At 45.0% G+C, this 16325-nt stretch carries 14 protein-coding genes and 4 pseudogenes; 12 read left to right on the top strand and 6 right to left on the bottom strand.

Annotated elements, in window-relative coordinates; translation table 11 throughout:
• Positions 1–29: 29 nt before the first annotated feature.
• Positions 30–455, top strand: a pseudogene (locus LCS67_RS16965) (tail fiber assembly protein); the annotation flags it as partial.
• 127 nt (positions 456–582) lie between these two features.
• Here LCS67_RS16965 and LCS67_RS16960 read toward each other — a convergent pair.
• Entirely contained in the window at positions 583–1785 is a 1203-nt protein-coding gene (locus tag LCS67_RS16960; protein WP_000776343.1) for a multidrug effflux MFS transporter, read from the bottom strand.
• 208 nt (positions 1786–1993) lie between these two features.
• On the opposite strand from LCS67_RS16960, the pseudogene LCS67_RS16955 reads away from it, so the two are divergent.
• Positions 1994–2350 (top strand): annotated as a pseudogene (locus LCS67_RS16955) (recombinase family protein); the annotation flags it as partial.
• A gap of 276 nt (positions 2351–2626) precedes the next feature.
• Positions 2627–2848: pseudogene (locus LCS67_RS16950) on the top strand (hypothetical protein); the annotation flags it as partial.
• Positions 2849–2895: 47 nt separating this feature from the next.
• Here the strand turns inward: LCS67_RS16950 and stbE are convergent.
• From stbE to LCS67_RS16925, 5 genes are all read right to left on the bottom strand, one after another.
• On the bottom strand, positions 2896–3654 hold the full coding sequence (stbE, locus tag LCS67_RS16945; protein WP_001247022.1) for a fimbrial biogenesis chaperone StbE: 759 nt from the start codon (positions 3652–3654) through the stop codon (positions 2896–2898).
• Positions 3620–4945, bottom strand: a complete 1326-nt coding sequence (gene stbD / locus LCS67_RS16940; RefSeq protein ID WP_000899094.1) for a fimbrial usher protein StbD — start codon at positions 4943–4945, stop codon at positions 3620–3622. Before stbD ends, stbE begins: the two co-directional genes overlap by 35 nt.
• A gap of 4 nt (positions 4946–4949) precedes the next feature.
• The gene (locus LCS67_RS16935; RefSeq protein ID WP_080148140.1) at positions 4950–7511 is read right to left on the bottom strand and encodes a fimbrial outer membrane usher protein; all 2562 of its coding nucleotides are present in this window, start codon (positions 7509–7511) and stop codon (positions 4950–4952) included.
• Positions 7495–8256, bottom strand: a complete 762-nt coding sequence (stbB, locus tag LCS67_RS16930) for a fimbrial biogenesis chaperone StbB (protein ID WP_000781492.1) — start codon at positions 8254–8256, stop codon at positions 7495–7497. The genes LCS67_RS16935 and stbB overlap by 17 nt, the downstream gene beginning before the upstream one ends.
• 61 nt (positions 8257–8317) lie before the next feature.
• On the bottom strand, positions 8318–8854 hold the full coding sequence (locus tag LCS67_RS16925) for a fimbrial protein (protein ID WP_000062033.1): 537 nt from the start codon (positions 8852–8854) through the stop codon (positions 8318–8320).
• 662 nt (positions 8855–9516) lie between these two features.
• On the opposite strand from LCS67_RS16925, the gene LCS67_RS16920 reads away from it, so the two are divergent.
• From LCS67_RS16920 to LCS67_RS16880, 9 genes and pseudogenes are all read left to right on the top strand, one after another.
• Positions 9517–10251 (top strand): winged helix-turn-helix domain-containing protein, encoded by a 735-nt coding sequence (locus tag LCS67_RS16920; RefSeq protein ID WP_001005860.1) that lies wholly within the window; start codon positions 9517–9519, stop codon positions 10249–10251.
• A pseudogene (locus LCS67_RS16915) lies at positions 10224–10524 on the top strand (hypothetical protein). The gene LCS67_RS16920 and the pseudogene LCS67_RS16915 overlap by 28 nt, the downstream one beginning before the upstream one ends.
• Positions 10525–11036: 512 nt before the next feature.
• Positions 11037–12611, top strand: a complete 1575-nt coding sequence (locus LCS67_RS16910) for an EAL domain-containing protein (protein WP_000868297.1) — start codon at positions 11037–11039, stop codon at positions 12609–12611.
• A 99-nt stretch (positions 12612–12710) separates the two neighbouring features.
• Positions 12711–13454: a transcriptional regulator gene (locus LCS67_RS16905; protein WP_000081363.1), complete on the top strand. Its 744-nt coding sequence runs from the start codon at positions 12711–12713 to the stop codon at positions 13452–13454.
• Positions 13427–13915 (top strand): hypothetical protein, encoded by a 489-nt coding sequence (locus tag LCS67_RS16900; RefSeq protein WP_000545419.1) that lies wholly within the window; start codon positions 13427–13429, stop codon positions 13913–13915. Before LCS67_RS16905 ends, LCS67_RS16900 begins: the two co-directional genes overlap by 28 nt.
• A 401-nt stretch (positions 13916–14316) precedes the next feature.
• A complete protein-coding gene (locus LCS67_RS16895) occupies positions 14317–14841 on the top strand; it encodes an Ail/Lom family outer membrane beta-barrel protein (protein ID WP_000830237.1) in 525 nt (174 codons plus the stop codon).
• A 143-nt stretch (positions 14842–14984) separates the two neighbouring features.
• The gene (locus LCS67_RS16890) at positions 14985–15626 is read left to right on the top strand and encodes a helix-turn-helix transcriptional regulator (protein WP_000610827.1); all 642 of its coding nucleotides are present in this window, start codon (positions 14985–14987) and stop codon (positions 15624–15626) included.
• Between the two features lie 10 nt (positions 15627–15636).
• A complete protein-coding gene (locus tag LCS67_RS16885; protein WP_000737124.1) occupies positions 15637–15861 on the top strand; it encodes a membrane protein in 225 nt (74 codons plus the stop codon).
• A gap of 57 nt (positions 15862–15918) precedes the next feature.
• Positions 15919–16278, top strand: coding sequence for a DUF4156 domain-containing protein (locus tag LCS67_RS16880; RefSeq protein WP_000722976.1), 360 nt, complete (start codon positions 15919–15921; stop codon positions 16276–16278).
• Positions 16279–16325: the final 47 nt, after the last annotated feature.

Here is a 16325-nt window from a genome sequence, read left to right as displayed (position 1 = left end):
ATTCAAGTAACGACTACTGGCTGGTTTATCCGGCCAGTCATATTGCTGTATTTGACGCTGAAACCCAGACGTGGAGTCTGAAAGAAGACCATCGTGGCGAGACGGTTTACGATACAACCACTGGTAATCAGGTTTATATCTCCGAACTCGGCCCGTTGCCCGAAAACGTCACATCAGTTTCACCAGACGGTGAATACCAGAAATGGGATGGTAAGGCGTGGGTGAAGGATGAAGCGGCTGAAAAAGCAGCGCAGCTTCGTCAGGCGGAAGAGACCAAAAGCAGGCTCCTGCAAATGGCATCTGAAAAAATCGCGCCGCTTCAGGATGCGGTTGATCTTGGACTCGCAACAGATGATGAGAAAGCGCAGCTCGACGAATGGAAAAAATACAGGGTGCTGGTAAACCGGGTGGATACCTTAAATCCTGACTGGCCGGAGAAACCATCTCAGTTATAAAAATATAGCTATGTAGTAGAGATTGCTGCTATATAACATATAGCAGCAATGGCGATCAGCATACCATCAATTAACTTATCTTATTGTGAGCAGGCATATATGATGGAACCTGCTCTTTTTTATGCTGTCAGGCTGCTGTAAATGTTTGATACTTTCTTAACATGTAGGTCATTATCAGAATAATTAAAAGTAAGTACACCATCCATATGCTGATGCTTTGCTCAATTAAAAAGCTACCAATTCCGCCGATGACTGAAGGAATAACCAGCGAGGCGGCTCCCATTAACGCAGATGTGGCTCCCAGGCTGGTGCGCTGGCTGGACATAGTCAGGTAGGTATAGAGTGATTCGAACATCCCTCCGGCAAACATCAAAACAATGAAGAAGAATATAAAGACATTGACATGATGACTAAATATTAGTAGTGGGATACACAATACAATAAATGAAGCGATTAGTGTCAGCCACAAACTCAAAATTTGTGGCGCAGACTGTTTCTTTAGCAGTTTACCTGATAATGCTGCTCCAAGCAGAAGGAATCCTCCGATAATCGATGAGAGAACACCAAATTGCGTTGATGAGTATCCAAATTCAACCATCAAGATAAATGGGGCGGCTGTGACATAACAATAAATTAGTGAGAATGACAGTCCAAGAGAAAGGCAGGGTAGATAAAATCTTGGTTGTTTACTTATCTCTTTGTACGTATTAAATGATGATTTCAGTGAATAGGTGACCCGCCTCTCATGACTGAGTGTTTCAGGAAAGTTAAAATAAACGTACATTAGTGTTATAATAGCATACCCCAAGATCATTAGAAAAATTGCACGCCATCCCCATACATCATTAATTACTCCTCCCAGCAGCGGCGAAACAATGGGGACGACACCTTCGATAGTTATGATGATAGCGTACAGCGTAGCGGCCACTGAACCGCGAGTTACATCACGAACTGCACTGATTGCGGTAACCAGCGTTATTGATATAGAAAGACCCTGTATGACGCGTATCGCCAGGAACGTACTCAACCCGGTTGAGAGCGTGAGGCAATATGTTGTCACACCATAAATAACCGTACCTGCAAGCATAATTTTTCGCCGGCCAATAGAATCAGATAATGGGCCAAAAATTAGCTGTCCAAAACCTATGCAAAGGGTATAAACCATAATCGACAACTGCGTGGTTGAGACATTTTTTTCAAATTCTTTTGCGATATCAGGAATTGAAGGCAAATAAGTGTCCACTCCCAGAATGCCCATCATAGTCAACAATGCTAAGCCAACAGTAAAGAAAAGTATATTCTTTCTGTGAATAACAGTTTGCAGCTTCATTACTTATCACCATGAGTAAATTAAAAGCATGAAAAAGTTCACCATTTAAATGGAGGTGTTGTGGATAATTATCGTGTAGGCAATAAAACAGAGTTGAAAAGAACTGTCAAACTTTTGACTAAAAAAAGTGAGATGTGAATCACGGACATAAAACCATAATTTTCGATGTCATGGTTCCAATTAAATTTGATTGTTATCGTATGGAAGCTTGGGGCGGAGTAGGCGTCATCTGGTCGTTCTGGTAGAAGAATTGCGCGAACGCAGCGTTAATTTCCGCAGCCTGACAGATTCCATCGATACCAGTACACCAATGGGACGTTTCTTTTTCCATATCATGGGCGCACTCGCTGAAATGGAACGTGAATTAATTGTGGAAAGAACCCGCGCCGGGCTGGCAGCGGCAAGGGAGCAGGGGCGAATTGGTGGCAGGCGTCCAAAGCTCACCCCGGAACAATGGGCGCAGGCCGGGCGCCTGATTGGGGCGGGAATACCGCGACAGCGTGTGGCGATCATTTATGACGTGGGGCTGTCGACGCTGTACAGAAAATTTCCTGCTACCAATTAATATCATTTTACCTTCTGTTTTGTTCTCTTTCTGGAAGTAAAACTAAAACGGGTACCAATACGGGTACCTGTATGTTTATTTTAAATAAATAATAATAAATACATGTGTTTACATGTTTGGTTTTGCTCCTATTATCGGCACCATCTCAATCAAGTAGTTACAAACTTTTCTTTCATAACAATCTTCTCATTTTCTTTCTCGTGTACTTGTTTTGCATGGTATAGATGTCTATGAGGACGTCAGTCCGGAAAGCATTCGTTCTGCATGGTATGCCTTTCGTTATTCTCAGGGGCTACTAAGCCTGTGACAACGGGCATCGAAAATAATTTTCGCGGTTATATGATGCGTAATAATAATACGTTCTACACATTAATTGAGTCAGATAATGAAAACGTATGGGATATGTCTGTTGAGGAGAAGGGAACTCAACAGAACAAAGATGCCGTGCAAAAAGAAAAATATCAGCTTAATGCTATTTTTGACAATGGTACATGCTGAATTCTGGCTTGTCTCAGGGATACGACCGTATCCCTGAATATTTCCCATCAAAACTCAGGAATAAAATCACTCTTACTAATATATTTTTCCAGTATGGCGGTATATTGTCGCCAGTTCCCGGAGTCATTGATTACTGCATAATTTATCGATGCTCCCGGCGTTGGCGAGCGTGTTAGCGGCACATCAAGTGCTGTTTTCGGCGCAACCATGATATCGCCGATACTTTTCTTGTCATCCGTCGTTAGTGTTAAACTCATATACCACGAGGTGGGGTTAACTATCCGTATAGTATTTTCTTTAGCAATAAAGCGTAATTTTTTCTCCTCCGCTTCCGTTGGCGCTTTTAATCCGGTCGGGCGAATTAAAATTTTTAGCCGCAAACGAAGCGGTAATACCAGTTTTCGCGGGTTGTTTTTAATGTCATGGGGGAGTGGCGGTATCTGATAAATGTTTAGCCAGAAGAGACTCTCCCGGTCCGTTGCAAGCTGCTGGCGGGAACTCAGGAGCAGGCGAAGCGTTCTCAGTTCTCCTGGCTGCATTTTAAATACCGGCGGCAGCGCCACCAGCGGCGTTTTGCTGTTATCCGGAGAGGCGTCAATGTTTCCGGCGTCGGTCCATACCTGTAACAGCATCGGCGTTGTATTATCATTGGATAATGTCAACGATTGAGCGATATCATCTGAAGCAAAAATAATTCGGGTTCTGTCAATATTAACGGCGGCTTGTGCCGGGCCATACCATCCCGTCAACCCAAGTAGCGTTAATATGACTTTACTGAAAACTAACCACTGCCTGTAATTGCGCATTCACGCTTCCTGCCGTTACTGTTTGTCCGCCGATCGCCTCAAGCGAGGCAGTAAAATCACCGCTGTAGGTTTCTACTGAACCGGATGATACCCGTGTAGTTAAATCTTTATAGCCATACCAGCCTCGGGCGTTGCCAGTGCCTGTCTTGATCCGATCGGGTAACAGGTTAATCGGCGTACCGGCATCGTTATAGATGCGGATACCCACTCCGGAAGCTACGCCAGGTTCGCCATAATGGGTGTCCAGTAGCCACGACAGACCGCCTGCGGATGTGGTTAGCCCCAGGCGACGCGCCGCCGCCACGGCGGTGGGTTGATTAACGACAAACCCCATTGCGACATTAGCGGCGCTGGTGGACGGGAGGGCACTGGACACGGCACCGGACTCACATTCCAGGCTGACGTGGAAAGGCGCCTGGCTATTGCCTCCGGCGGCTAATATGCCGACGGCGACAGGGGGAATTTTCACGATCGCAGGATAATCTGTGATTTTACATAACGCGCCGCGAACATAGGTGACGCTATTATATGTACTCCATGCCCCGGGCCAATAGCCGGGCCAGCCATAATAATCGCTGGCATGATCCAGTCCCGCTTGGATCCGCTCGGTAATCAAGCCTGGGCCTTTAAAGGCGATATAACCCCGAGGCTGCGTCCAGGTATCTCGGTCCATTGGATTCTGGTAGGCAAAATATTTTCTTGAGTCAATTTTAAACATCTCATATAACACGTTGCTAAACGCGCTGGCAGGAATATAAATATATTTGTCATCCTGAAACCAACTGTCTGCGGTAAGTTGGCGTTCTTTCCAGAAACGGCTGTAATATTCGCCGGTACTGAGGTTTGTCATACGGACAGCAACATTACGCTCCACATCATAATAAGCGCCTTCTACTTCGGGAGTAAAAAATGCCCCCGCAAAAGCGCTATCGCCATTTGTCGAATACATCTCATAGAGCTTCCCGGCATCGGCGGTATCGCAGCGGTAAAGTACCTGTTTACTGGAATAGGGCGTGCCGGTGGCGGCCGTCAGGAAGTTACCTATCCCACTGGCCAATAGTGTGCCGGAGGGTTGAAATGTTTCACTATTACTGATGCTAATCACCGTTGGCAAACCGATATTACCGGTATTCGTGTCAGTTGCGCCGATCCAGTTTTGCGCCGTGTAGCCCGCTTTTATCGCCGCGTCAGAGAGCGCGCTCTTATCGGTGACTTTGATACATGACGACCATGTTCCGGCGCTGACGAACAGGCTGGTGATAAACAATAGCGTTCGGAAACTAAAAAGCATTGTGCTATTCCTTCTCGCAGATTTTGTTCAGATAGAGAAACGGTTCTTTGGTGTGAAGATCGAGTTGGTAGGCAACCCGGCAACGCTGGTTTGCCCCTGTTCCCCAGCGCACCAGTAGAGAACCCGACGGATGGGCGATACGGGCATAAATCTGCCCACTCTGGCCGACCATGCCGATGTTTGTGCCTTCACCGTTGAAAACATCAGCGCCCATTGGCGGTATGCCGCCATCCGGCATCTTCACGGAGATCAGCACTGCTTTGCCGCTGATAGTGGCGAAATTGACACGCGCGATGGCGCCAGCATAGGGCACAATCTGCTGACTTCCTCCCGTCAGTTCGGCATCGCTGCGCATCTTACGGGTGTCGAGCGTAACGTTATTGACGCGGTAAGGAGATAATGAAGGCAGAATGGCGTAACCAAAGCGATCAACCACAGCGCCCTGGCCATTTTGTACGATCGCGCCCTGCGCGCCATCGGCATGAATAAGCGCAAAGGTATCGCTGGTATAGGGGCCAGCCGTCAGACCTCCAGAGTGAAGTACCAGGGTGCCGGACGCGCCCAGCCCTTCCTGACGATAGTTATCACCCTGGTCATAGTTGGCGCGAAGTGCGCCAAACCGGGTGTTTTGTTGCAGATTACCGCCAAACGTCGTTGGCGCGCTGCTATCGCTATTACTATTGCGATAACGCTCGTAGCCGCCATAAACCGACCATGACAGGTCGCTGTTTTCACCGCTACTGCCGGTCATAGATACGGTTGAGGAACGGCTTTGACTGGACTGGTTATAATTCATGGCGACAGACGTTCTGTTTTCGCCCCAATCCAGCGGTATAGAGACATTAAACGACATTGTGGTTTCGGTATATTTTTGTCGGCTACTCACGTCCAGTGGTTCGTTAACGCCGTGATAAAAGCGATCGTAATCCCAGGTGGTGCGCTGTCGTGCGATATTCACCCCGTAGCTTATATTCCGCCACTGGTTGCTATATCCCATTTGTAGCTGTGTTATACGCGATTGGTTATTGTAGTAGTCTGCGGTGCTGGCGCTGAGGTTAAGCGTGCCAAGCTGTCCTAACGGCTGGCTTACCGTCGCGGACAGGCGATTGCGCTGATGCAGCGTGTCGGAGTAGTAATCAATCCCCGTTTTTGCTTCCCGGCGTACGCCGAGCACGTCCTGAAGATCGCGAAAGCCGTTGGTTGAATAACGATAAGCCGCCAGTACCAGGTTAGTGCCGGTGGTAAACGTTTTGCTGTAACTGAGTTCCGCGCGCCAGCCTTGCTGGCGATCGTTATGCTCTGCGCGCGCATTCGACCAGGTGGCGTTGAGGCCGAATGCGCCCATACCGGTGGCCCAGACGCCGCCCGCCAGCCATGCCTGGTAATGCTGCGCAATTCGTGAACCGAGGTTGAGGGTAATGGTGTTATTAACGCCGTGCTGGAACGTTCCCTCAAAGAAACGATTTTCAATATCGTAGTACTGACGAACCCTGCCGAAGGCCAGCGAATAGTGCCAGTTACCGGGACGTACCGAATCCGGCACGGAAGAATAAGGCACGGTGAAACGTGAGGTTTTACCGCTGGCCTCGATAACCTCTACCTCCAGATCGCCTTGATAACGGGTGTTGTACAGATCGTCAATATAAAATGGGCCCGGCGGAACGTTGGTTTCATAAATCACTTTCCCCAGTTGTTTTACTACCACGTGCGCGCTACTGGCCGCTACGCCCCGAACTTCCGGCGCATAACCGCGTTTGCCCTGCGGGCGCATCCGCTCGTCGGTGACAAGTTTAGCTCCGTTAAAAGACAGACTGCCGAATAAGCTGGAGTCCGTATAGCTATCGCCCAGCGACAGAATACTGTTAATAGACGCGACAGGTCTTTGCACCCAGGTTCGAACGCTATTATAGCGCCAGGCGCTTCCGCTCTGGTTGCTATTGGCATAGCGCAGATTACTTTGATGACGGACCTGCCAAAGTCCGAGGTTAACGCCCATGTTTAAACCGCTCCATAAGTATTGGTAGCGATAATGGCTGTCGGTATTTTCGGTGTGGGTCCAGTTTGTGTTATGGCGTAAAAACAGCGCCAGCGCGCCGCTATCCCACTCTGAAGGGGAGATATAACCGCGCGGTTTGTGCGTAAGTTCGGTCATTGGAATCGTCAGCAACAGGCGAAGCGTGGCGCTATCAAATTGCCAACCGGCATGAGGTACCCACTCCCTGAGCGGGCGACACTCGGTCGCAGCGTCGGTCGCGGGAAGTGATTTTATCTGTGCCGCTTTCATCACCGATAAGGGCAGGCAGGGTTCCGTCTGTTGACCCTCTTTTACAGCATCAAATCGAATATTAGTGCTCGCTGTTACCAGCGTGCCATTAACGTAAACGTCGGCAAGATAGTCTCCGGAAGGCGTTTGCTGTTCATTAAAACGGGCAATATTTTGTCCGTAAGTGGCCCCCTGAAGTAGCGCAGGATCAAAATAATACTCTTCACCCTGCGCGGAGCCTGAGCAAACTATGGCGATCAATAGCGCAAGGCTTTTGCGGTTCAAATTAATGGTGGGGGACATCGTAGCTCTCGCTTATCCTTGCGCCCAGGTCGTTAACCAAAGTAACGGTGACTGTACCGGAGAAGGATTTGAGTGACCGCTTGCCCGGCAGCCACCAGGTTTGACTGGAGAAAGGGGCAATCATGTCAGCATCCAGGTTATACGAAGCGCCGTTCACTTTTACATTCAGGTTACTTAAAGAGGCAAACCAGGGCTGCGGATTAACAATAACAATACCGCTTTTTCCAGAACCTTTATTTACCGTTTTAATCTGTAATTTTTTCGCCAGATTATCAGGTTTACCTAGCCCGTCAGGACGATAGAAAAGTTTTATTCTTGAGCGCAGCATCACCAACATTTTATTTTGCCCGCTGTCGCTGCCAATATTCGTTGGTGGTACCTGTAATACGTTAAACCAGAATACTGACTCACGATCCTGCGGCAATTTTTTCGTGTTGTTATAAATTACGCGTACAACCTGGCCTGCTTTGGGTTGAATACGAAATACCGGCGGCGTGGCAATGAACGGCATCGCGCTGCTATTTTCCGGGCTGGTATTCATATCGCCATCGTCAAACCAGGTTTGTACGATATAAGGTATTGCATCATTATTTTTTAACTGCACATCTACGGAGGAGGCTGTTGATGGGTAAATTATTCGGCTACCCAAAATAGTAACGCTCGCCCACGATGCTGTGGCGGGTAGGGCCAGCAATAGAAAAACTATTAAGTAATATAATGCGGAATGTCGGGTATCCATTTTCATCTCAACAACTCCCTGACGATTGAAAATGGTCTGGCGTTTCAACGCCAGACCGTAGCGACAATTATTTATACGAAACGGCGTATTGTAGGGTGGCAGCGACTGTCCCAGCCTCTGCTTTCCCGGTAGAGTAATACCGCGCGGTATAAGTCGCGCTCGCTTCAGAAGCATTTGGTTCCAGCTGTAGGTCGCCGTCGCCAGTAAAGCCGCCGGTCAGATTGATTGGCTCCCCTGAGGTGTCGAGTAATTGGACTTCAACATTTTTCGCGCTGCCAGTATTACCCAGGTTACCGTTACTGGTGACCTGATTACCGACAAAGACAGTGGAAATTTTTGTTGTTTTGTCCTTAGAGCCGGTACACCCGGACAGCCCAATATCAAACGTTATTGGCCCTGCGGTTTTCCCTTGTTCTGATAAATCTTTAGTACTTACTGTTGGCAATAACACGACGGGTTTAGCCTGATTACCATTAATCACGACAGAGCACGTTTCATCAGAGACTTCCCCTTGAAAGGTGATGGTGTTATCAGAAACAGCCATCGCGCTGCTGGAGACAAGAAGCGAGCCTGTGATCATTGCTAAATATTTTTTCATAGACATATGATAATGTTCCTGTATTAATCTTTACTTTTTCAGGACGAGTGCAATTCGCCCGAATGTTCGTGCTTATGGAGGAGTGGTAAAAATAACGATCATTAACTCTATTTTTGGATGTGAGCTATACCCTCCTGACTATTGATAATGCGATATAAAACAAACAGACTTATTTCTCCTATCATGAAATAGAGCGATAAGCGCTTTCGTCCATACATCTCATTAGTACAACTGATAGTGTTATCATTTGATTTAGTGTAATCCGATAACAATTCTCTCCGCGTCTGAATAGATAGACTATGTTGCAATACAAACCTGCACATTTTTGCTATGTAAAATCCGCATCAGTTAAACCTCCTGATGGATAATACGATGGTGAGATTAAGGTAAATTTTCTGAAATGTGCTTCTGAAACAGTATAATTAGTCTTACTTTTTTCTTACTTTTGGCCTTTCAGAAGTTTCCTGAGTTTGCGTTAAGGTAAAGAAAAGTGTTCAGATTTACCTATAACTGTTTGATTTGTAATGTGCAGGTAATACTTGTGTCAATTATTGTTTACTATAAGTGAGACTTATAAGTTAAACTCAGGTTAATTAGGGGGCTGAATTCTTTTTTGAGCATGATAATATGTCGTCTGAATGATGGATGCAGTTACCTTTAGGATTGTCATGAATGAAAGCATATTTTTACTTGATAAGCGTGTTGTATTTGATAGTACGAAGATGACCTTATCGCATGGTAATGAGATAATCAGAATATCAGAAGCTGAGACCCATCTGCTTCTTGCTTTTTGGCATGGTCTTTACAAAAAAGAAGATATTATTCATTTTGTTTGGGAAAATCGTGGAGGCTGCGTCTCAGAATCAAGTTACTATAAACTCATTAATCAAATGAGAAATGATTTTAGTAGCATCGGTCTACAGCCATCTGATATCGTAACTCGCCCTCGGGTGGGGGTGTCGCTGTCTGTTGCCATTGAACCTATAAAAAAAATCACCTCCCTCAAGGTGAGTGATGAAAACGTTAAAGGCACCCCGACTCGGGAGAAAATATTTTACAAAATTAAACGTCACAGCGTATTTGTGGTGTTAACAGGAGCCATTCTTCTGGCATTGCTCTATGGTGTATTTACTATATATAAAGCGCCTGTTCGTAACAGCTCTGATAGTTTTTTTACATATCTTGGCGAATATAACGATTATGCAATCTATAAAACAAAAGAGGATAAGGTCACATTAAGTGAAGTAGTTTTTGCTTTTAACTCTCTAAAAATTAAAATTTACCGGCAAAATGGACGCCATCTTTATTATATCAGGGAGCCTAACATGAATATTTTTCTGCAATGCTTAAATCCTGTTGAAATGGCGGTGCCAAAATGTATTACAGTAAAAGAACGTTACTGATTATATTTGTAATATTTATCGCCATTGTCGCAATCGGATCGGTAATAGCGCTTGAGTGGGTAAATCGTGACTCTTATAGAACCAATAATCTTATATGCACGACAAAATCAGAAGCGTATATTGCGCCACGAAAATTGTACATGGATGGTGGACTTGTGCTGGATCTTAAATCCGGCAGGATTACCCTACACTACGATGTAACTACCGATACGAAAGAAAAACGGCTTTTTTTTCGTGACATCTGTATCAGCAAACTGCGCAGAACGGGTATGAAAACATTTACTTTTAAAGTCAATTCAGTTAAGACTTTTGAGTCTGATACTGCTGGCGATTTGTTTTCCTGGCTGAGACTGTTACAGCCTGGTACGATTAATGAGTTAAAGATGGTAAAAATTGGGAAAAATACCTACATGTTTTCGCTTAATCGGCATTTGTATAATGTGTGTACCACCAGTAGTAACGTTGAGTTGTAGCCAATAATCCCTGTATTGATGGGAATTCGTTCCGTGATGGTTATGCCTCATCAGGCAGCGAACCTGGTATCAGGCTAACATATTGAATGCGTCTGTATTTTGGATATCTGCTATCGCTTATTTTAACGATAGTATCCTGCACCTGTTGGGTATTGATATTTTCTTGTCTATTTTCGGCACAGGGAGTGCCATCTTGCTATCATTAAGAACGTATAACCTATCTCTCAATATTGCTTTTCTATATTAATGTTACTTTAGTTATCTTATAAAAGCATACAGTGGCAAAAGGAAGGCCGGTAAGAGGGCAATGATTTGAAAGTAAGAAAGCTATTTCTGATGTTGTTTATTGCCGTTCCACTGATCGTCATGATATTGGTGGGGTTACTCGCGGGTATCTTCCAGCTAAAACGAGATATCGCCGTCAGCGCCAATACGCTGCTGCGGTTTAGCGCGGATATATCTGCCGCCTCCTGGCAAGTCGCCGGAAAAGCCACCAGACTGGCTGAGAGTTCCTGTACTGACACGCTGAAAGAACTGTCCAGAACGCGGGCCTTCACTCCTTATGTCCGTGACATTGGGTTTCTGGAAAATGGTGATATCACTTGCTCCTTTGTCACAGGAACCGAACGCTATCATTTTTCCCGGCTGGCAGGGCTTTCTTTACCTGCTTCTTATCCGAAACGGTGGTTGCGATCTATCGGTAGTATGGCCGAAGGACCCAATCGCCTTGTTGTGGTTTATGTGAAAAAAGTAGCAGCGAATAAAGCGGCCTTCGTCATTGTGGACTCGCAGTATGTCCAGGAGCTCATGGAGATATTGGCTGCAGAGAGAGCATCAGCCTTTAGCCTGACATTCGGCGCAGGGGAGGCGATTACCAGCGCTGCGACGTTGCGCGGTAAGGCGTTTTTAACGCAGCGGTTCACCTCAACCGATCACACTATCCAGCTGATGGTGCGAACCCCTTTCTCAACGTTATCGGCATACTGGTTACAAAACCTTTTTATTTTTGTTCCGCTGTCATTGTGTCTTTCTGTAGGGATGATGTTGTTCTACAGGCGCTGGTATTTAAAACGTTTATCTCTGGCCCGGGAGATTGCCAGGGGAATAACGCACAATGAGTTTACGGTACATTATCAGCCTGTTTTTAATGTTAAACACGGTAGTTGCGGCGGCGTGGAGGCGCTAATGCGCTGGCCGCAACCGGATGGCCGTTTTATAACCCCGGATATTTTTATTACCGCCGCAGAAAATGAAGGCATGATTATTCCACTCTCTCGTCATCTGTTCGAACTGATTGCTCATGACGTAATAAACTGGACTGTACCGGATGATTTCTATATCAGCGTAAATATATCGCCTGCGCATCTTATGGATGACGGTTTTATACAAGATATAGAGGCGCTCAGGACTCGTTTGGGAACGATAACGCTTATGTTGGAGCTCACCGAGCGTAGCCTGATTGTAGAACCTTCACAGGTCGCAGAAAAACTTTCAACGCTCCGTGAAAAAGGCGTGTTAATAGCGATTGATGATTTTGGGACCGGCTATTGCTCACTCTCCTATCTCCAGCAATTACCTGTAGACTCTCTTAAAATAGACAGAACGTTTATCGATACCATTGATACCAGCAGCGATGATGTTCCTGTCCTGGATACTATCATTACGCTGAGTCAGCGACTGGGGCTTAATGTGGTTGCCGAAGGGGTCAGTACCCAGCACCAATTGCGTTACATCTTAAGCCACGGGGTAGGATTCGTTCAGGGATTTCTTTATGCCAGGCCGATGGGGGCTAATGACTTTATGAGCTGGCTTGGCAAGTCGGCCCAGAGGCAAAATGGTTTACTCAAGGGGGAAAACGGATCCGCGAGCGGCCTGGTGGCTGAATAATACAGGAGCTCGCTACGGAAAAAAATTCAATAGCGCGATATATCCTGGTAATATGTTTATGCCGTGAAGAAACGTGATAGCACTGGGGCGGATATTTTTATGAGTCAGAACAATTATCTGATTGACAAAAGAGTTATTCTTGATTGTGAACGAATGACGCTTTCCTGCGCCGGAGAGTCGATAACGATATCTGAATCGGAACGCAGTTTGCTTATCGCTTTTCATGAAGGCCTTTTTAAAAAAGATGATTTAATTAACTATGTCTGGGGGCGCAAAGGTGTCGTGGTCTCTGATGCCAGTTATTACAAACTGATTAACCAGCTACGAGGATCATTTGATAAAATTGGTCTTAAGGGGGCGTCTGTTGTGACTCGTCCCCGCGTGGGTGTTTTACTCTCAGTTTCCATTGAACCGTTGAGTGATGAGGCGCAAAATACGCCGTTGCCTGCTGTTGCTGAAACAGAATTATCGACGGTTGAAGTGCGACACGATGACACTATTATTACCCCAATACCGGGCGCTGTGAATAAAAAAGATTGGCTCTACTTTTGCCTGGCCGCGCTTCTGATGTTTTTTATGATGTATAAAGTTAAGGGTGAAAATATTGATTACTTTACCCTCCAGGGTTCGTATGATGGATACACTTTTTATAGTGTCGGGCATGATAAAACCCATCTGACGGATATCGTTGAAGCGTACTCTGAGATGAGTAATGAAATACATAAACAAAACGGCAAAATCATTTATTACATTCGCGTTCCTAATACAAATATTTTTGTCCAGTGTCTTAACCAACTTGATATAGCGGAGCCGAAATGCATTTCCATAAAAGAACGTTATTAAGCGTGGCGACGCTTGGTATGTTGGCTGTTTCAGTCGTACTGATGGTAGTTTGGGTACGAAACAGTAACCATAGTTCTATTAATACTAATGAATTTTTATGTACGACAAGAACGGTAACGACGATACAGCCTAAAGATATCCATGCCGATGGCAGTCTTGTTCTTGATTTTAAGATGAAGAGAATTACGCTTCAATATGAAATAAAAACAAAAGATAACGGTGTAAAAATATTATACCGGGACGTGTATATGAAAAATTTACATCGAACAGCGCCTGGTGTTTATACGTTCGAAGTATCCCAGGTAAAAGTCTTTGCCACGGACACGGCTGGCGATCTGTTATCATATTTACGGGTTCTGCATCCGGAAGCGGCTAATGAGATTCGAATATCTAAAGTGGGTGAGAAAACCTTTTTCTATTCTCTTAATCGGCAGCTTTATAACGTTTGTACCGCGCAGTAGATCTGAATGTTGTCTGAATGCGTCAGAACGCGAGTTGCGAAATTGCCCTCCGCAAGGGTAAAGGTTAACTCAATAATCAATTAAAATGCATGTAAAACAATGATTTATGAATTTCTTATTCTTCAGGGAGGTGACTGATACTCGCTGATAACCTCTCGCAGCCCGCCTGACGGATGAGATGCCAGGATCGGGTCTGAAGCAACTATGAATCCGCTATTAATAAAAAAGTAAGAACTCTGTAAGACTGATTTCATATCCATTATCGAATATATCAGGTTATATTACCTCCGCAGTTGGCATGACTGGTAATAAGCGCATTAGGTACTCTTAATCTAAATGCTATTTGTGTGCCATAAGTTCCGGTACCGCCTTAATTATATATCAAAAATGGAGTGGTTTTAATGAAAAGACGGTCTTCGTTCCTTGTTTTTTTAGGTTTATTATTAGCGTCACCTTTAGCTTTGGCTAACGATCAGCACACCGTATCGTTTGGTTATGCACAAACTCATCTCAGTTCATTGAAAAATAGCGATAGCAAAGATCTGCGAGGCTTTAATTTTAAATATCGTTACGAGTTCAATGAGACCTGGGGGATGTTAGGCTCATTCACCGCGACGCGCAATGAAATGGAGAACTACACCTGGAAAGAGGGGAAGTTGCATAAAAATGGTTCCGATTCTGTAGACTATGGTTCTTTGATGTTTGGACCAACATATCGTTTTAATGACTATGTGAGCCTGTACGGCAATGCGGGTATAGCGACGATGAAATTTAATAAACACTCAAAAGAAGACTCCTTTGCCTACGGTGCTGGCGTAATATTTAATCCAGTTAAGAGTATATCTATCGATGCATCATGGGAAGCCAGTCGTTTCTTCGCTGTGGATACCAATACATTTGGTGTCAGCGTAGGTTATCGCTTCTGATATTAAAAGTATAAGCGTTACGTTTATGGCAAGGAATTAAAAATAATATGGCGCTGCTACAGAATAGGGATGGTTATGAGCGCTCAGGTAATCTTAAGAGGAAGATAAAACACTCACCGTAGCGTTATTCTATTGATGAAATTATGATAAATTCACTATCGGAACAACTTCCGTTAAAAACGATAGGTATAGTTTTAACGGATGATTATTATACTTATTTAGGCATCGCTTCACTCTTTGAGGATGGGAAGTGCTTTATGTTCCCACTCAATGGAGAATATAATTCGTGTCAGATATCAGCTAGCGAAGATATCATAATTATTATTGATGGACGAGTTTTGATTCAGGGGGTCTGGAAAGGTTTTAAGGCGCTCATGCAGCATTATCCACATGCTCGTCGAATCTGGCTCACGCGCAGAGATATTGGAAAACTTTATCCACATGGCTGCGATAGAGATCCTGATATCGATCCCGATTTGGCAAAGCCTGTTTTTATTGAGCATTTCATTAAATACGCTTGTGCAAACGAAGTAGCGGTCGGTGAACTTGCGCCGTTGACAAAAAAGGAGGAGGAGTTGTTATGGCACTTTTTATATAAAAAGTCGATGAGTCAGATCGCCAGTAGCTATGGCATGAGTCGTAAGACTTTGTACATTCATAGATTGCGTATCTGTCGTAAATATGGCTTCAAACGCTTTTTCCATTTGCTATTTATTTACCAAAGAAGTCGCCATATCTTCGCATCTAAAATTTGCCGTGTAGACAAAAACGCCGATCAGGCTTGAAGCAAACAAGATGAAAAAGTTAACGATGAGAGAGTGTGAAAGCATCAATCCTACTTTGCTGCTTGCCATTAAGATACTTATCTCGGCGCTTGACGAAAAAACAAAAATAAGGCTCAGAGAGCATATTGAAAAAACTGAACAAGAAATAGCCTCAAGCATACATGATAGCATCATGACAGAGACTTTTCTTCAGCAAATGAAAGACATTCGTTACATCTTAAATATAGTTCCTTGACGGCGTTCAGAAGCAAGAACGCGTTATTATTTAATGATTAATAGACCAGGTATTAGTATGAAAAAGATCTTAGTATGTTTCGTCGGCTTGGCGTTAACCGCATGTAGTGCTAATTCGTTGAATTATGGCGCTGAACAGGTACGGGTGATGGCCAGCGAGCCAGGTAAGGAATGCAGCTACTTAGGGGATATCACGGGCAGCCAGGGGAATTTCTTTACCGGTGGCTGGACTTCCAACAGTAACCTGGAAACGGGGGCCCGTAACGATCTGAAAAACAAAGCTTATAAAATGGGCGGCAATACGGTAGTCCTGTTAACCCAGCGTGCAGGCCAGACAGGAAGTTCATGGCACGGTTCGGGCTCAAGCAAACAAACGAATGTCACGTTAAGCGGGAACGTTTATCGTTGCCCTCGTTAACCTTATTTTGCAGGTAATATATGCCTGTTTAGCGCGCGCGCCGCACT

Source organism: Salmonella sp. A7 (assembly GCF_020181675.1).
In the GTDB taxonomy this organism is placed as follows: Bacteria; Pseudomonadota; Gammaproteobacteria; order Enterobacterales; family Enterobacteriaceae; genus Salmonella; species Salmonella enterica.
The sequence above is the reverse complement of the archived record's forward strand: the minus strand, read 5'-3'. Positions and strand labels throughout refer to the sequence as shown.